Raw genomic sequence first — 15108 nt, 5'->3', positions numbered from 1 at the left:
GCGCCCATGGCCGAGCGCACGACGATTCGTGGCGCGGCCGGGTCCATCGAGGTCGCCTCCGACCTCCCCGCGGCCGCTCCCATCGCAGTCTCCGTCATCGCCCATCCGCACCCGCTCTACGGCGGCACGATGGACAACAAGGTCGTCACCACGATCGAGCGCGCGATGCGAGAACAGGGCGCGGCCACCTACCGCTTCAACTTCCGCGGCGTGGGTGCCACCGAGGGCGTGCACGACAACGGCCACGGCGAGACGGACGACACCGTCACCGTCATCGAGCACGCGCGTGCCGCGCATCTTGGCCTTCCGTTGTGGCTCGCTGGGTTTTCGTTCGGCGGCGCCGTCGCCGCGCTCGCGAGCAACCGCGTGGACTTCGACCGGCTCATTCTCGTGGCACCGGGCTTTCGCCGCGTGGCCGCCGGCGGAATGGAAACACCGATCGATCCCGCCGACGCGTCACTCGGCCCTCCCGGCCGCCATTCCTTCGAGAACACGCTCATCGTGCACGGCGATCTCGACGACACGGTGCCGCTCTCCGATTCCATCGCGTGGGCAACGGCGCGGGAGGTGAACGTGGTCGTGATCGCGGGGGGCGAGCACTTCTTCCACCGCAAGCTGCATCCGCTGCGCGATGCCGTCGCACGCGGGGTCCGGTAATGGGAATCTTCGGGTTCCTCAAGATCGCCCTCGGCACCGCGAACATCATGCGCGAACGGCAAGCGCTGGCGGCGGAGTTGGCGGCGCTGCCCATGGCCGCGTTCATCCCGCGCTGGATCGCGCTGAGGAGTTCGGCCGCCGGGTTGGGACGTCCGCAGGTGCGCCCGCCGGCAACGCAGCTGCAGTTGGTCACGGCCCGGGCGAGGCTCGGTCTCACCCTGCCCGCCGAGCTGCAAGATTTTCTCCGCGTCACCGACGGGATCACCTGGGTCGGCTCCTTCAACGAGCAGCCCATCGCCTCGGCGGATGTCCTCGCCTTCGGTTCGGCCACGAGTCTCGCCGCATCGGTGCGCGCGCATTGGGAAAGCGAGGGCCGTGAAACGGAAGACCCGATGGGCCTCCAGGTCTTCAACGAAAGCCTGGTGGAGATCATGGCCGATGCGCATGACAAGTTGCTGCCGTTTTCCGATCTCGACGATTTCCTCGTGCTGCAGCCGCTGCACGAGGGGCAGGCCGTGGCGATGATCGCGCGGCCCCACAAGTACTACCCGGCGGGCACCGTGTTGCGCATCGAGGGCAACGGCGCCACGCGACATGGGACGCTGCGCGCCTGGCTTGCCAGCGACGCGACGCTCCTCGCGTCTCCGGAAAGCCTGAAGGCGGCGCGATGAAGATCGTCTTCCTGATCGTGGTCGGCTTCCTCGCGTTGATCGGGCTCGCCGTGCTGGTGGGACTCTTCTGGCTGAAGTTGAAGGTGGGACGCGGCATGCGCGAGCGCAGTGCCCAATGGGACGCGGACCAGGAGGTGATGGAGGAAGCCGAGTGGATCGGAAAGACGGGGCTCGGCGAGGACGACGAGCGCGAGTTGCCGCGCTACCTGCGCCGCGAGCTCGGTGAGACGCTGGCCGATCCCGAGGCGCTGAAGGCGTCCGACCTCGTGTACCTCGGCGCCTGCGATGAAAAGGATGGACCCACGCACTACTGGTACATGCCGTTCGGCAAGGATGAGGTCTATGCCTACATCATTGCGGACGGGGCCAACCAGTGCACGGGATGGGGCGGGGGTCGGGTTCCGTCGGACCCCGCGATGCGCGAGCAGGCGAGGAAGCTGCGCGAAGCGCGAGCCGCCTGACGCGGGTCAGCGGCGGTCCGTGGGAGCAGGCGCGCTGTTTCGCGCGGGGCGAACGCCTTCGATGCCCTGCACGTTGTTCACGAACGTCTCGAGCCGCCGGTGGGAGGTGAGCACCGCGAGCGTCTGTCCCTTGGGCATGCGCATCACGGCCATCGCGGTGTCGCCGCCGTCCCAGGCCATGCGCACGCGCTCGCCCTTCTCATCCTCGCGCGTTTCGACGGGCGCTCCGTACCGCTGACCGAAATCGCGCGTGAGGCGGTCGAACGAGCTGGACCCGAGCTGGGCCATGACGAAGTCGAGGTTGTTTTCGTCGTCGAGGATGAGGTCCCAGCGCTGGACCCGCTCCCCGGCCAGCGGCTGGGTGTTCTCCGCGGCCATGCTGTAGCCACAGACCGTCTTGCCCTTCACGTCGAGGCATTTGAGCGTCGCGCCGGGGAAGACCCGCTGGATCTCGGCCTGGCTCATGCCCGGGGCCAGGGCGCCGAGGGCGATCCGGTTCTCCGCGTGGGCGGCGGACAGGGTGGCTAAAACCGCTGCGACGGCCAAGATCCGAGCCTTCATCCAACCCTCCCAGGTTGCGATGGATTTGCCACCAGCATACGGGTGTCAACGCGGTTGCGGAAGGCGCGTTTGTAAGGAAATCCACCCCCCGGGAGTATCGCCATGCGTGCCTTCCTGATCGTCCTCGCTCTCCCCCTCCTCGCCGTGGCGGCCCCTCCCGGCCCCAACCCGCAGATCGGGTACACGGAGTTCATGCGCAACGTGGTGGAGGTTTCGCGGGTGCGGGAGGATCGCCGTGTCTCGGAGGAGGATTTCCTCCGCATGGCGGCCGAGCCGAACACGGTCGTGCTGGATGCGAGGAGCGAGCGACTTTTCAAGCTGCGGCACGTGAAGGGCGCGGTGAACCTGAGCTTCCCGGAATTCACGGAGGCCACGCTCGCACAGGCCATACCGTCGAAAGACACGCGCATCCTCATCTACTGCAACAACAACTTCACCGACGCTCCGACCTCCATGCCGGTGAAGGCCGTCGGCTCCGCGCTCAATGTGTCCACGTTCGTGTCGCTGCGCACTTACGGCTACGAGAACGTCTATGAGCTCGGCCCGGCCCTCGACATCGCCACCACCAAGCTCGCGTTCGGCGGCTCGGAGTTCGTCCGCTAGGTCTTGCAGCCGAAGCGCTGCACGCGCAGCGCGCCCGCTACCGCCACGCCCTTGCCGGTGTCGTCGTGGGCCGCGACGGCGGTGCCATCGCCCTTGGCGTTCGCAAGGTGCGCGTCGCAATGCGCCTGGATCGTGATCTTGCCCGCCACCGTCGTCTGCTCCTGCAGGCAGTACCAGCCGTTGGGGTTCGCAAGTCGCACGGTCGACTTGCCCGCGACGTTGACCGCCGGGTTCACGAGCACGAGGCTGGGCGCGGTCGTGGTTTCCTCGTTGCCCTGGCGTTCACCGATGCCGAAGACCTTCACCCCGGCGCCGATCACCCTGTTGGGCTTCGCGCCCTTCGGGAAGGGGGACTGGGCTCCCCACGAGGCAATGCATGCGTCGATCGCGGACTGGTCGTCGGCCAGGGCGGGGGCGGCGATGGCCGCAAGAATGAGGAAAGTCAGTACTTGTTTCATGTGCCCTCCGGGCTCGTGAACTGGTACGCACGCACGTCAGGTGCGCTTCGAAAATTGGTATTCAGCCGCGATCGGCACGAGTGGAAACGCTTCCGCGCGGGGCATAGACTCCGCCCATGAAAACGTACCTCCTCGCGCTCGCCGGACTCCTTGCCACCGCCGTGCTCGCGCAAAGCCCCGAGTGGCAGAAGCTCACCGACGACGCGATCGCCCTGCATAAGCAGGGACAGTCCGAAAAGGCGCTCGTTCCCGCGCAGCAGGCGCTGGACATCGCCGTGAAGGAGCGCGGCGAAAACCATCCGCTCACCGCCATGAGCCTGAACAACCTTGCCGTGATGGACCGCACGCTCGGCAAGTACGCGGAATCCGAGGCGCTCTACCTGCGTGCGCTGGCGATCCGTGAGAAGGCGCCCGGGCCGAAGAACGCCGACCTCGCCGCATCGCTCGACAACATGGGCATCCTCTTCGACGTGCAATCGCAGTTCGAACGCGCCGAGCCCTACTACCGGCGCGCCCTGGAGCTGCGCGAGAAGGCGAACGGTCCGGAATCGCTCGAGGCCGCGCGCAGCTTGAACAACCTGGGCGAGATGTACATGGCGAAGCGCCAGTACGACAAGGCGGAGCCGCTGCTGAAGCACGCGTATGCAATCCGCAGCGCCAGCGTCGCGAAGGAAGACCCGCAGATGAAGCAGTCAACGCGCAACTTGGCCATCACTTACGCGGCGTTGGGACAGATCCCGCTCGCGGAGCAATACGCGGACGGGCAGGTGATCGAGGGCTTGAACCTCAAGCTGCTATCAGCGCCGCAGTCTCCTGGCCGAGGCAGCGACAAGAAGTAGAGTTGGGGAGCAACAAAGCAGAGAGGGGTACGAGGGGGTTGGCGAAACGATGTCTGGACACCGGCTGGTTCCAGAAGGTTTCGACAACCCCCTCGTACCCCTCTCTAGCTTTGTCTATCCCTACTTGTACTTGATGGTGCAGCCGTACGGCGTGGTGCTTGCGGTGCTGACCGGCTTGCCGGCCTTCAACTCATCGAGCGCCGCGACCACGTAGTTCTTGGCGACCTTCACGTCCGCGACGTCCGTGGAACGCTTGTCGTCGATGGCGCCGTTGTAGACCACCTTGCCGCTCGGATCGATGATGTACATGTGCGGCGTCGTCTTCGCGCCGTACGCGCGGCCGATGGTGCCCGGCTCATCCACGAGGTACTTGGCCGGCGCGGCGCCGAAGCCATTCAGCTCCTTCGTGACGACCGGCGGATCCTGCCAGTCGGAGGAGCCCTTGTTCGTGGAGTTCACGGCGAGCCACACGACGTCGTTGCCGTACTTCTTCTGCAGCGACTGCATGTTGCCGCTCTTGTAGTGCTTCTGCACGAACGGGCAGCCGAAGTTGTGCCACTCGAGCACGACCGTCTTGCCCTTGTAGTCCGCGAGGTTCACGGGCTTGCCGGTGAGGTCGGTCACGGTGAAGCCCGGGGCTTGCGAGCCGGCGGGGGCGTTGGCGAGCGCGGCGACGGAGAACGTGGCGGCGATTGCGAGGAACAGGACCTTCTTCATGGACACTCCTTTCATCATCGAACGTTGATCAGCGTTGCGTGATAGCGGTCTTGGTATCCGTGGGGAGCTTGTCGATCTCCGCGAGCACCAGCGACGAGGTGAGCACTTCGGGAAGCAGGCGCGGCTTTGCCTCGCCCGGCAGGTAGAGCACGTACACGGGCACGGCGTTGCGGCCGAGCTCCTGCAGCGATTGCGTGATGCGTGGATCGTTGTTGGTCCAGTCGGCCTTGAGCGGAACGATGCCGCGCTGAGCGAACGCGGCCACGACGGAGCTGCTGTTCAGCACCACGCGCTTGTTGACCTGGCAGGTGACGCACCAGGCCGCGGTGTAGTCGACGAACACGGGCTTGCCCGCGGCGGTGAGCTCGGCGACCTTCTCCGGCGACCACGCCTGCCACGGCAGCTCGCCCGCCTTGTTCGCGGTCACTCCGGGCGTCACGCTCGCCGTGGCATCCGGCCACGCGACGTACACGCCGAGCGCGGCGAAGAGCACGGCGAACACGGGACGCAGGGCGCTTTCCGATTGTGCCCAGCGCCCGTAGATCCACGCGCCGATCGCGATGGCTACCAGCCCCAGCAGCAGGCCGAACACGCCGTCGTTGCCCGATTGCGCGCCGAGCACCCACGCCAGCCATGCGACGGTGGCAAAGAGCGGGAAGGCCATCACCTGCTTGAACGTCTCCATCCACGCGCCCGGCTTCGGCAGCTTCTTCAACAGCGCGGGAAAGAACGACAGCAGCAGCACCGGCAGCGCCATGCCCGCGCCGAGCGCGAGGAATACGGCGAGCGAGACCGCGGCCGGTTGCGCGAGCGTGAAGCCCACCGCCGCCCCCATGAACGGAGCCGTGCACGGCGTGGCGACCACGCTGGCGAGCACGCCGGCCAGGAACGCATCGGCGTTGCGGCCCTTCGCGGAAACATCGGAGGTCATCGACTGCGCGAAGAGGCCCCACTCGAAGACGCCGGCGAGATTCAACGCGAGCACGAAGAAGAGCATGGCGAGCAGCGTCACGAACGCGGGCGACTGGAGCTGGAAGCCCCAACCCAGTTGCGTGCCGCCTGCGCGGAGCGCGAGCATGAGCCCCGCCAACACGAGGAAGGACACCAGCACGCCGACCGTGAAGACGATGCCCTGCATGCGAAGCGCCTTCGCATCGCCGTGCGCGTGCTCGACGAAGCCCATCACCTTGATGCCCAGCACCGGGAAGACGCAGGGCATGAGGTTCAGCAACAGGCCGCCGAGGAGTGCGAAAAGGAGTGCCGTGGCGACGCTGCCGCCGACATCGGTGCTGCCCGTGGCGGATCCACCGGTGAAGCCCGTCGCGGAGCCGCCAGTGCCGCCGCCGCTCGCGCTCGAGCCCGCCATTGCGATTGGCGATCCCACCGGAGCCGACACTTCCATCGCCCGGCGATCGGAGGCACCCGGCCACGCGCCATCAGCCACGACCACGCCTTTCAGCACGGGGAGGTCCTTGGGGACGGCATCCTGCAGCTTCATCTCGATCAGCAGCGCATCGCCCGACCGTGCGACGCGTTGGGGCGCGGCGGCCTCGATCACGTTGTCGCGCTCGGGGAAGAACGTCACCTTCGCGGGCAGGCCGGAGGGAAGCGCCAGCCGCAATACGACGTTCTTGCCCGTGATACCCGCATCGGCCTTCAGCGCCGCATCGCTCACCGGCAGCATGGCGCGCGCGCGTTCGAACGACGGCTTCCAGCGATCGCTCTCGGCGGGGGGTGCGGCATCGACCTTCAGGGCGAGATCGAGCTCGCCCTTCTCCGGGATGCAGATCTCCTTGCACACCAGCCAGTCGGCGGAGGCCTTGATGGGGACCGTGCCCGGCTTCGCATCCGCGGGCACCGTGAGCTCGGTGAGGAGGACGACTTCATCCTCGTAGCCGTAGTTGTTGAGCGGGCCCACGGGCAGGTTCTTCGGGTGCGGCCACTGGATCGCGCCCGCGGACCATCCCGCCGGGAGAGTCCACTTGATGCGTGTGGGCAAGCCCGAATCCCCCGGGTTTTTCCAGTACGTGTGCCAGTGCGGGATCATCTGCAACCGCAGGCCCACGACCACGGATTTGCCGGGCTGGGCATGGGTTCGCTCGGGCAGCAGCTGCGCCTCGACATGCTCCGTCTTCACCACGGGCGCGGCGAAGAGGGGAAGGGCGGCAGCCAGAAGAGTGGCTAGAAAGGCGCGGGGGAGATGCATTTCGTTAGAATTGGACACCAAAAGCAAGGATTTAGGGTCGAAACCGGGGATGAAAGTTCCGGCCCTACGAGAACAATGCTCTGGGCTAAAGCCTTCCATATCGTGTTCATGGTCGCGTGGTTCGCGGGGTTATTTTATCTCCCGCGCCTGTTCGTCTATCACGCGCAGGCGAGCGACACCGTTTCCCTCGAGCGTTTCAAGGTGATGGAGCGCAAGCTCTACCGGGGAATCATGACACCCTGCATGGTGCTTACGCTCGCCCTCGGCCTTTGGTTGTGGCTGGGATATGGCGTCACGGGAGCCTGGCTGCATGCGAAGCTCGCCTTCGTGCTGCTCCTCGTGGGACACCATTTCTGGCTCGGCCACCTCGTGAAGGTGTTCGCGCGCGACGCCAACGCGAAGTCCCACGTGTTCTACCGCTGGATCAACGAAATTCCGCTCCTCTACCTCATCGCGATCGTGATCCTGGTCGTCGTGAAGCCGTTCTGAAAACCGGGGTCAGAGTCGACTTTCTACCTTGAACGCAAAAACGCCCGTCATCATTCGCAAGAAAGTCGACTCTGACCCCGGTTTTCAGTCGTACTACGCCACCACGCCGCGCGGCCTTGCCGAGCCGCTCGCCGACGAGTTGCGGGATCTCGGGGCCAGCATCGTGCGCATCGATCCCGCGGGCGTGGAGTTCGAAGGAACGCTGGAGACGGTCTACAACGCGAACCTGAGATCGCGCCTCGCCACGCGCATCCTCTGGCGGCTCGCGAAGTTCGACTACCGCAACGAGCAGGACGTGTACGACGGCGCGCGTCGCATCCTGTGGCACTCGTACTTCGGCCTGGAACGCTCGTTCAAGATCGAGACCTCGGCGGTGAAGAGCCCGCTTCGCAGCCTCGACTTCATCACGCTCAAGGTGAAGGACGCGATCGCCGATACTTTCCGCGACGCCTTCGGCAAGCGCCCCGACGTGGAATCGCGCGAGCCCGAAGTGCGCGTGCATGTGTTCCTGGATGCGAAGTGGGCCACGCTCTACCTCGATACGAGCGGCGAGCCGCTCTTCAAGCGCGGCCATCGCGCGGCGATCGGCGAGGCCTCGGTGAAGAAGAATCTCGCCGCGGGGATCTTGCGGCTCGCGAAGTGGGAGCCGGGCATCCCGTTGCTCGATCCGATGTGCGGCGCGGGAACGTTCCTGGTCGAAGCGGGCGAGATGTCCTTCGGCTGGGCCGCGGGGCGCGGTCGCCGCTTCGGCTTCGAGAACCTCAACAACTACGAAGCGCCGCTCTGGGAGAAATTGAAAGCCCAGGCCGCGTCCGAGGAAAAGGAGGTCGTGCCCGTCGAGATCTACGGCTCCGACCTCTACGGCCGCACGCTCGACAACACGCGCAAGAACATCGAGGCCGCGGGCCTGGAGGGTGCCGTGCAACTGAAGCAGGCGAACCTCCTCGAGGTCTCCGCGCCCGGACCCGAGGGCAAGCTCGTGACCAACCCGCCCTACGGCGTTCGCATCGGGGACAAGGACGAGCTCGCCAAGTTTTATCCGGAGCTGGGCCACCTCTTGAAGCAGAAGTTCTCCGGCTGGACCGCGTACATCTTTTCCGGCGATCCCGAGCTCGCAAAGCTGATCCGCTTGAAGCCCACGCGCAAGACCGTCCTCTACAACGGTCCGCTCGAGTGCCGCCTCTACGTGTACCCGATGGTCGCCGGCGGAAACCGCAAGGAATAGGTAATTAGGGTCAGCTTCTTTTTTCGCCCGCCGGCCGTGTTGGCCGGAAACGAAAAAAGAAGCTGACCCTAATTACTTTCATGGATCCGACCACTCTCCTCAAGCTCGCGCTGGTCCCGATTGCCGTGGGACTCGCGAGCCTCGCCGCGCGCAAGTGGGGCCACACGGTGTCGGGCTACCTCGGCGGCATGCCGATGGTGGGCGCGCCGATCATCATCTTCCTCGCGATGGATCACGGGACGGTGTTCGCGGCCAAGGTGGCGCTCGTGACGCTGGCGGGCCTCGTCGCGCAAGCCGCGCATCAGATCGCGATGGCGTACGTGGGTCGCCGCTTCGGTTGGATCGCGGGTTTGCTCAGCGGATGGGGGGCCTTCGCGATCGTCGGCGTGGGGCTCGCTCATCTCGAATACCCGTGGTGGGTGGCGGCCTCGTATGGCGTCGCAGCACTCCTCGTGATGTGGCGCGTGTTGCCGCGAGCGAAGGACGACGGCGCACTGCCGGCCGTGCCGCGCATCGAGCTGGCCCTTCGCATGGCCGCGGCCTTCGCGATCGCGGCCGTCATCCTGTGGGGTTCGACGCGCTTCGGCCCCGTCGTGAGCGGCGTGCTGCTCTCGGTGCCGGTGACGGGTTCGGTGATCCCGCCGTTCACACTCAAGCTCTACGGGCCGGAAGCCTTGGCCAGGGTGCAGCGCGGCTTCCTCACCGGCCTCACGGGCTTCGCGTCGTTCTTCCTCGTCGTCGGAGTCGCGCTGCAGCCGCTGGGCCTTGCGATGGGCTTCGGCGCGGCGACGCTCGCGGCACTGACCGCCGTGGGGATCTTCTCGCGCTTCGGCAAACGCAACGTCGTGGGCGACGACTGATCAGAAGCAGGTCGTGACCGCCCCGGTGACGTTGTAGCGCTCGTCGACGAGCGCGAGCCAGCGCCACTTGTCGAACGTGGTGCACGGATGCGAGATCCCCAGCGCGATGCGATCGCCCACGGCCGGTACCGGAGCGCCGGCGGCCAGCACGAGATACGCATGCTGGTCGTTCATCTTCGGGATGCTCCATTCCGTTGGCGCGTCGACGAGGCTCGCATCGGCGGCTCGATGCCAACGCACGGGCCGCGGCATCTCGATGTCGTACGAGACGTCGCGCTTGCCGGCGGTGAGGATCGCGAGCCCGGGCTCCGGCGTCGATTGCACGCGCGTCCACACCTCGAGCGCCGCGCGCAGGCCCACATCGCAGCCGAGGCGGCGCGACACACCCACCATCGAACGCTCGTAGGTTCCATGGTCGTGCGTGGCATAGCAGCCCGATCGCAGGACGGCGCGTACGGGACGGCGGATCGCGGGGTGCATCTTCCCGGCGACGAGGTCGAACAGCGCCGAGCCGCCCGCGGAGACGATCACCTCGTCGCATTCGAACAGGCCTTCGTCGTCGCAGATCGTCGCCACCAGGTGCACCCGCTGCATGAGCGCCCCCACCAGGCCGCGGTCGGTCGGATCGTCGCCCGTGGCGAACAAGCCCTCGTAGCATTCGATGCCCGCGAGGCGAACGGCGGGACTTTTTCGCGCCGCGCGCGCCAGCGCCACGGCATCCTCCACGCTGCGGCACCCGGTGCGACCGCCCGCGAAACCCATCTCCAGCAGCACCGTGTGCGGTTCGGAAGGCGCGCGCGCCTCGAGCATCGCAAGTTGCGACAGCGAATCCAGCAGGAACCACACGCGCAGCTCCGGATTCGCGAGCCGCAGCGCCGCGAGCCCCTCGAGGTCGCGGGCATCCAGCACCTGGTTCGCGATGATGGCGTTGCGCGCGCCGCTCGCCACCGCCACCGTGAGCTGCGCCATGTTCGCGACCGTCATCCCCCACGCGCCCGCATCGAGCTGCCGGCGAAAGATCTGCGGCGACATCGTCGTCTTGCCATGCGGCGCGAGTTCCGCACGCTGCCCGCGCGAGAAATCCTGCAGCCAGGCGAGGTTGCCCCGCAGCCGCTCTTCGCGGATCACGGCCAGCGGAAACGGGAGGTCCCCGCGCAACACGTTCCACCCAAGCGCACCGACCTGCGACGATCGCACGCGCGCCGCCGCCACCGGAAAGCCCTTGTCGCCCGGCCCGATCCACGGGTCGAGGAAATCCCGCAATAGTTCGTTCATCCCGGGAGTATGTGTCCGCGCGCGCGACGTCGGCAACGGCTGACAGGGCGACGGTGCCCGGGCCGATTCCGAAGGGCAGTGCCGCCCCGGACAATGGCGCATGGCCATCGACCACCCGATCTTCGCAAACCGCAGCAGCCACCCCGAGCGCTTGATCCTGTGGATGGCCGTATGCCTGGGCGGTGGACTCGCGATCGGCTTCCTGTTCCAACCGGACGCTTGGTTCCAGTCGCTCAATCGGCCCTGGTATGCGCCGCCGAACTGGCTCTTCGGACCGGTGTGGACCGCGCTCTACCTCTTGATGGCGTACGCGATGCATCGCGTCGAGCACGACGGCTTTTCCCATCCCGTGAGGATCGCGCGCCGCATCTTCCTCACCCAGCTCGCGCTCAACTTCCTGTGGACGCCCGTGTTCTTTGGCGCGCACCTGATGTGGGCTGCATTCGGCATCATCACGGCGCTGCTGGTCGCGATCGGCGCCACGATCCTCGCTTTCGACCGAGTGGACCGCACGGCCGCCCTCTTGATGGTGCCCTACGGGGCGTGGGTGACGTTCGCCGCGTTCCTCAACGCGGGCTACGCATTCCTCAACTGAGGATCTCGGCCGTCCGCGCCGACGCCGGCAGCGTCCCGAGTTGCCTTCCGCCGTCGCCCGCGATGCGAGAAGCGATGAATGCATCGGCCGCCGCGGCATTCGCTTCCCGTGCCATCAACACCGCCTGCGTTCCGACCGCGATCTGCTCGACGAGCCGGCGCGCAAGGGTCTCCGCACCTTCGGGCTTCGCGATCGCGTCACCGATGGCCTTCGCATGGCGCGACAGCCGCTCGTCGCCGACGCCCGCCATGTCTTCCAGCAACGCATCGAGCCCCTCGCGCGATTTGGCGATAGACCGCAGCACGTCGAGGCAGATCACGTTGCCGCTGCCTTCCCAGATGCCATTCAGCGGCGCCTCGCGATAGAGCCGCGCGAGCGGAGCCTCCTCGACGTAGCCGTTGCCGCCCAGCACCTCCATCGCCTCCACCGTCATCACCGGCAGGCGCTTGCAGTGCCAGTACTTCGCCACGGGCGTCAGCGTCCGTTGCACCGCACGTTCCCGGGCATCCGAAGCATCGAAAGCGCGCGCGAGCCGGAACGCCATCAGCGCCGCCGCCTGCGCCTCGAGGGAAAGATCCGCCAGCACGTTGGCCATCAGCGGATGCGCGGCGAGCTTCTTGCCGAACGCTTCACGGTGCCGGGCGTGGTGCAGCGCCTCGGCGAAGGCCGAGCGCATCATGCCCGCGGTGCCCACGACGATGTCGAAGCGCGTGAGGTGCGCCATCTCGATCAGCGTCGGAATGCCACGGCCGGGCTCGCCCACGATCCACGCAGTGGTGTCGCGGTACTCGATCTCGGACGACGCGTTCGAGCGATTTCCGCACTTGTCCTTCAGGCGCTGGATCAGGAAGGGGTTGCGCGTGCCGTCCGGCAGCGAGCGCGGCACGAAGAAGCATGTGACGCCCTCAGGAAGCCGCGCCAGCGTGAAGAACGCATCGCTCATCGGCGCCGAGCAGAACCACTTGTGGCCCGTGAGGCGATAGCTGCCGTCTGCAGTCCGTTCGGCGACCGTCTGAACCGCGCGAAGATCGGAGCCGCCCTGCTTCTCCGTCATCGCCATGCCGAACGTGACGTTGGATTTCTCCGCGACGGGCAGCGGCCGCGGATCGTAGGCATTCGCGAGCACCTTCGGCTCCCACGTGCGCGCGAGGTCCGGCGACTGGCGCAGCACCTGCACGCCGGCGAAGGTCATCGTCACGGGGCACGCCGTGCCCTGCTCCAGGACGTTCCAGAGATAGAAGATCACCGCGCGCGACGTGAAGCCCGACTGCGGCGCCGTCCACGCGAGCGAGTGCACGCCGGAGCCGATCGCCTTCGCCATCAACGCGTGGTAGCTCGGGTGGTATTCCACGAAATCGATGCGGTTGCCGTAGCGATCGTGCGTGCGAAGCTCCGGCTCGTTGCGGTTCGCTTCGCGAGCAAGCGCCTGCGCATCGCGGCTGCCGACGAAATCGCCGAGCGCCATCGCGGCATCCGCAACGGGAAGTCTCCGGGCCGCCGCGACCAGCCACGGATTCGACGTGAAAGCGTTGTACCCCTCGTGCGGCGGCGGCTGGTTGGCGACTTCGTGCGTGGCGCTCATGGCGTTCCGTCCTCGGCGGCGAGCGTGAGGATGTCGTTCACGATCACCTCGGGCATCAGGTAGGCGCTGGAGTAGATCTCGCGCACGCGCGAGCGCCGGTCGATCAGGAAGACGCGCAGCGTATGGTCCAGCCGCCGCGCACCGCCCGGGGCATCGGCGACCGCCGCATCCTGGCCGAAGCCCACGAGCAGCGGCGCGAGCTGCGAGTCCGACGCCGTGGTAAGGAAATGCCACGCGGGCTTGCGGCCGTTGCCGTCGTACGTTTTCGTGAAGAGGCGCATCACGTCGGGCGTGTCGTAGCGGGGATCGAAGGACAGGCTCACGAGCTGCGCTTTCGCGGTCTCGGGCCGTGCGGCGAGTCTATCGCGCACCGCGGCGAGCGTGGCGAACGCGAGCGGGCAGCCCGCCGGATCGGTGCAATGCGTGTAGATGAACGACAACAGCGTAACGTGGCCGTGGAGATACCCGGCGAGCGAGCGGCTGCGGCCTTGCTCATCCAGCACCGTGCCGCGCGGCGCGGCCTGGATCGGCGGCAGGGAATAGGACCCCGCGGGCGGCGCGGTGAAGAGTTGCTGCGGGAACGCCACGCGCTTCTCGTCCTGCGCCGCGGGCACTTCGAAGGCGACCAGCGCGGCGAGGACGAGGAGAGTGGCGCGAACCCTCAACGCGGCTTCGCCGAGAACTTCATGTGGTGCGCCCGGCCCAGCTTTTCCTTCGTGAAGTCGACCTCGAAGGCGGGCTTCAGCTCCTTGCCGTCCCAGTCGAAGGCTCGCACGAACTGCTCATTGTCGGCGCCGCCCTTGTCCCAGTTCTCGAGCAGCGACGAGGCGATGTACACGCGCTTGCCGTCCCAGCTCTGCGAGATCATGTTGACCTGCTTGCCGGTGACCTTCGAATACGTCTGCTTCGGCTGCTCGGGATTGGTGAGGTCGAAGTAGCGCGTGGTGCCGTCCATGAACGTGTTCACCCACAGGCCCTTGCCGTCGGCGGTGATGCTGATGTCCACCGGCAGCGGGATCTTCGCCGGGTCGCCGATCGTGCCCACTTCCTTGGCGACCCACTCCTTGCCTTCCTGCTTCACGAGCCACAGCTTGGAGGTGAGCGCCGTGGCGGTGATGGCCCAGTTGTCGCCGGCCTTCGGCGACCAGCGGATCTCGAGCGGAGCACCGGGCACGGCGAGCACCTTCACCGGCTTCATCGCCTTGTGGTCCCACACCACCATCGTGTTGCCGAACTTCTTCATCGCCTCGCCGTCCTTCACGAGGTCGCCCAGGGGCCGCATGTAGTTGGTGTAGCCGGTGAAGCTCGAAGTGAGCATCGTGTTCTTCGCCGGGTTGATGGCCACGTCGTAGCCATAGCCGTCGCCGCCGCCGGAAACCGGCAGGTCGTACTTCGCGACGTACTCGCCCTTGTTGTTGTAGACCGCGAGCCCCGTGACGCCGCCCTTGTCCTTCGTGTTCGAGAGCGTGCCGATGATCATGCGGCCGGGCGTGGCGTAGAACGTGTGCGGCCCGAGGTAGCCGGTCTTCGCACCCAGGTCGGAAATCGTCTTCGTGAGCTTGGGCTTGGCCGGGTCCTGGAGGTCGAACACGTAGATCTTGTTGTCTGACAGGCCGCCGGCCCAGAGGTAGCGCCGGTCGTCGGTGAAGCCCATGTGGTGCGCTTCGCCGCGCCCCCCGACCGAGACGCTGCTCACGACCTTGCCGTAGTCCTTGGCCTTGGGATTCGCGCCGATGGTGACCAATTTGTCCTGGCCGTCGCCGAGGTCCTTCACGCCGAGGGCCCAGACGTGGATGTAGTCCTCCTGGCCCTTGATGAGCGCGGTGGTGTACGGGGAGAGGCAGGTCTCGTCGGCGGCGGCCGGCAGGCCGAACGCGAGGAGTACCGCGAGCAGGATCTTTCTCATGGG

General features: G+C 66.8%; 17 protein-coding genes. 9 read left to right on the top strand and 8 right to left on the bottom strand.

What is annotated here, in order from left to right:
- Positions 1-6: 6 nt before the first annotated feature.
- Genes DSM104443_RS20550 through DSM104443_RS20540 form a run of 3 tightly spaced genes read left to right on the top strand, consistent with a single transcriptional unit; the run spans position 7 to position 1789 of the window.
- Positions 7-657, top strand: coding sequence for an alpha/beta hydrolase (locus tag DSM104443_RS20550; RefSeq protein ID WP_171095677.1), 651 nt, complete (start codon positions 7-9; stop codon positions 655-657).
- A complete protein-coding gene (locus tag DSM104443_RS20545; protein WP_171095675.1) occupies positions 657-1328 on the top strand; it encodes an SMI1/KNR4 family protein in 672 nt (223 codons plus the stop codon). The genes DSM104443_RS20550 and DSM104443_RS20545 overlap by 1 nt, the downstream gene beginning before the upstream one ends.
- The gene (locus DSM104443_RS20540; RefSeq protein WP_171095673.1) at positions 1325-1789 is read left to right on the top strand and encodes a hypothetical protein; all 465 of its coding nucleotides are present in this window, start codon (positions 1325-1327) and stop codon (positions 1787-1789) included. Before DSM104443_RS20545 ends, DSM104443_RS20540 begins: the two co-directional genes overlap by 4 nt.
- 6 nt (positions 1790-1795) lie before the next feature.
- Here the strand turns inward: DSM104443_RS20540 and DSM104443_RS20535 are convergent, their stop codons facing one another.
- A complete protein-coding gene (locus DSM104443_RS20535) occupies positions 1796-2350 on the bottom strand; it encodes a hypothetical protein (RefSeq protein ID WP_171095671.1) in 555 nt (184 codons plus the stop codon).
- Between the two features lie 102 nt (positions 2351-2452).
- Between DSM104443_RS20535 and DSM104443_RS20530 the strand changes: the two genes are divergently transcribed.
- Positions 2453-2953 carry a rhodanese-like domain-containing protein gene (locus DSM104443_RS20530; RefSeq protein WP_171095669.1) on the top strand — a complete coding sequence of 167 codons (501 nt, stop codon included), beginning with the start codon at positions 2453-2455 and terminating at the stop codon, positions 2951-2953.
- Here DSM104443_RS20530 and DSM104443_RS20525 read toward each other — a convergent pair.
- Positions 2950-3411 carry a hypothetical protein gene (locus DSM104443_RS20525; protein ID WP_171095666.1) on the bottom strand — a complete coding sequence of 154 codons (462 nt, stop codon included), beginning with the start codon at positions 3409-3411 and terminating at the stop codon, positions 2950-2952. The genes DSM104443_RS20530 and DSM104443_RS20525 overlap by 4 nt on opposite strands.
- 116 nt (positions 3412-3527) lie before the next feature.
- On the opposite strand from DSM104443_RS20525, the gene DSM104443_RS20520 reads away from it, so the two are divergent.
- Positions 3528-4250 carry a tetratricopeptide repeat protein gene (locus tag DSM104443_RS20520; RefSeq protein WP_171095664.1) on the top strand — a complete coding sequence of 241 codons (723 nt, stop codon included), beginning with the start codon at positions 3528-3530 and terminating at the stop codon, positions 4248-4250.
- A 120-nt stretch (positions 4251-4370) separates the two neighbouring features.
- Here the strand turns inward: DSM104443_RS20520 and DSM104443_RS20515 are convergent, their stop codons facing one another.
- Positions 4371-4967, bottom strand: coding sequence for a thioredoxin family protein (locus tag DSM104443_RS20515; protein WP_212756824.1), 597 nt, complete (start codon positions 4965-4967; stop codon positions 4371-4373).
- Positions 4968-4995: 28 nt separating this feature from the next.
- Entirely contained in the window at positions 4996-7173 is a 2178-nt protein-coding gene (locus DSM104443_RS20510) for a protein-disulfide reductase DsbD family protein (RefSeq protein ID WP_171095662.1), read from the bottom strand.
- A gap of 75 nt (positions 7174-7248) precedes the next feature.
- Between DSM104443_RS20510 and hemJ the strand changes: the two genes are divergently transcribed.
- The 3 genes from hemJ to DSM104443_RS20495 all read left to right on the top strand — a co-directional run bounded on the left by hemJ (position 7249) and on the right by DSM104443_RS20495 (position 9747).
- Positions 7249-7662 carry a protoporphyrinogen oxidase HemJ gene (gene hemJ, locus DSM104443_RS20505; RefSeq protein ID WP_171095660.1) on the top strand — a complete coding sequence of 138 codons (414 nt, stop codon included), beginning with the start codon at positions 7249-7251 and terminating at the stop codon, positions 7660-7662.
- Between the two features lie 28 nt (positions 7663-7690).
- On the top strand, positions 7691-8887 hold the full coding sequence (locus DSM104443_RS20500; protein ID WP_246232377.1) for a THUMP domain-containing class I SAM-dependent RNA methyltransferase: 1197 nt from the start codon (positions 7691-7693) through the stop codon (positions 8885-8887).
- A gap of 80 nt (positions 8888-8967) precedes the next feature.
- On the top strand, positions 8968-9747 hold the full coding sequence (locus DSM104443_RS20495; RefSeq protein ID WP_171095658.1) for a hypothetical protein: 780 nt from the start codon (positions 8968-8970) through the stop codon (positions 9745-9747).
- Here DSM104443_RS20495 and DSM104443_RS20490 read toward each other — a convergent pair whose 3' ends face one another.
- The gene (locus DSM104443_RS20490; protein WP_171095656.1) at positions 9748-11022 is read right to left on the bottom strand and encodes an alanine racemase; all 1275 of its coding nucleotides are present in this window, start codon (positions 11020-11022) and stop codon (positions 9748-9750) included.
- A gap of 100 nt (positions 11023-11122) precedes the next feature.
- On the opposite strand from DSM104443_RS20490, the gene DSM104443_RS20485 reads away from it, so the two are divergent.
- Positions 11123-11617: a TspO/MBR family protein gene (locus DSM104443_RS20485; protein ID WP_171095654.1), complete on the top strand. Its 495-nt coding sequence runs from the start codon at positions 11123-11125 to the stop codon at positions 11615-11617.
- Here DSM104443_RS20485 and DSM104443_RS20480 read toward each other — a convergent pair.
- Genes DSM104443_RS20480 through mtoX form a run of 3 tightly spaced genes read right to left on the bottom strand, consistent with a single transcriptional unit; the run spans position 11610 to position 15105 of the window.
- On the bottom strand, positions 11610-13199 hold the full coding sequence (locus DSM104443_RS20480; protein WP_171095652.1) for an acyl-CoA dehydrogenase family protein: 1590 nt from the start codon (positions 13197-13199) through the stop codon (positions 11610-11612). The genes DSM104443_RS20485 and DSM104443_RS20480 overlap by 8 nt on opposite strands.
- Complete coding sequence (locus DSM104443_RS20475) at positions 13196-13864, bottom strand: SCO family protein (protein ID WP_171095650.1); 669 nt, start codon at positions 13862-13864, stop codon at positions 13196-13198. Before DSM104443_RS20475 ends, DSM104443_RS20480 begins: the two co-directional genes overlap by 4 nt.
- Positions 13861-15105, bottom strand: coding sequence for a methanethiol oxidase (gene mtoX, locus DSM104443_RS20470; protein ID WP_171095647.1), 1245 nt, complete (start codon positions 15103-15105; stop codon positions 13861-13863). The genes DSM104443_RS20475 and mtoX overlap by 4 nt, the downstream gene beginning before the upstream one ends.
- Between the last annotated feature and the right edge of the window lie 3 nt (positions 15106-15108).

The organism is Usitatibacter rugosus, from assembly GCF_013003965.1.
In the GTDB taxonomy this organism is placed as follows: domain Bacteria; phylum Pseudomonadota; class Gammaproteobacteria; order Burkholderiales; family Usitatibacteraceae; genus Usitatibacter; species Usitatibacter rugosus.
Note: the sequence above shows the minus strand (reverse complement) of the source record. Positions and strands in the feature narration are given on the sequence as shown.

Excerpts from the sequence above, each read along its gene's own strand:
- DSM104443_RS20530 (WP_171095669.1), top strand. The coding sequence starts at position 2,453 with ATGCGTGCCTTCCTGATCGTCCTCGCTCTCCCCCTCCTCGCCGTGGCG.
- DSM104443_RS20550 (WP_171095677.1), top strand. The coding sequence starts at position 7 with ATGGCCGAGCGCACGACGATTCGTGGCGCGGCCGGGTCCATCGAGGTC.
- DSM104443_RS20480 (WP_171095652.1), bottom strand. The coding sequence starts at position 13,199 with ATGAGCGCCACGCACGAAGTCGCCAACCAGCCGCCGCCGCACGAGGGG.
- DSM104443_RS20495 (WP_171095658.1), top strand. The coding sequence starts at position 8,968 with ATGGATCCGACCACTCTCCTCAAGCTCGCGCTGGTCCCGATTGCCGTG.
- DSM104443_RS20510 (WP_171095662.1), bottom strand. The coding sequence starts at position 7,173 with ATGCATCTCCCCCGCGCCTTTCTAGCCACTCTTCTGGCTGCCGCCCTT.
- DSM104443_RS20490 (WP_171095656.1), bottom strand. The coding sequence starts at position 11,022 with ATGAACGAACTATTGCGGGATTTCCTCGACCCGTGGATCGGGCCGGGC.
- DSM104443_RS20515 (WP_212756824.1), bottom strand. The coding sequence starts at position 4,967 with ATGAAGAAGGTCCTGTTCCTCGCAATCGCCGCCACGTTCTCCGTCGCC.
- mtoX (WP_171095647.1), bottom strand. The coding sequence starts at position 15,105 with ATGAGAAAGATCCTGCTCGCGGTACTCCTCGCGTTCGGCCTGCCGGCC.
- DSM104443_RS20535 (WP_171095671.1), bottom strand. The coding sequence starts at position 2,350 with ATGAAGGCTCGGATCTTGGCCGTCGCAGCGGTTTTAGCCACCCTGTCC.
- DSM104443_RS20485 (WP_171095654.1), top strand. The coding sequence starts at position 11,123 with ATGGCCATCGACCACCCGATCTTCGCAAACCGCAGCAGCCACCCCGAG.
- DSM104443_RS20540 (WP_171095673.1), top strand. The coding sequence starts at position 1,325 with ATGAAGATCGTCTTCCTGATCGTGGTCGGCTTCCTCGCGTTGATCGGG.
- DSM104443_RS20520 (WP_171095664.1), top strand. The coding sequence starts at position 3,528 with ATGAAAACGTACCTCCTCGCGCTCGCCGGACTCCTTGCCACCGCCGTG.
- hemJ (WP_171095660.1), top strand. The coding sequence starts at position 7,249 with ATGCTCTGGGCTAAAGCCTTCCATATCGTGTTCATGGTCGCGTGGTTC.
- DSM104443_RS20525 (WP_171095666.1), bottom strand. The coding sequence starts at position 3,411 with ATGAAACAAGTACTGACTTTCCTCATTCTTGCGGCCATCGCCGCCCCC.
- DSM104443_RS20545 (WP_171095675.1), top strand. The coding sequence starts at position 657 with ATGGGAATCTTCGGGTTCCTCAAGATCGCCCTCGGCACCGCGAACATC.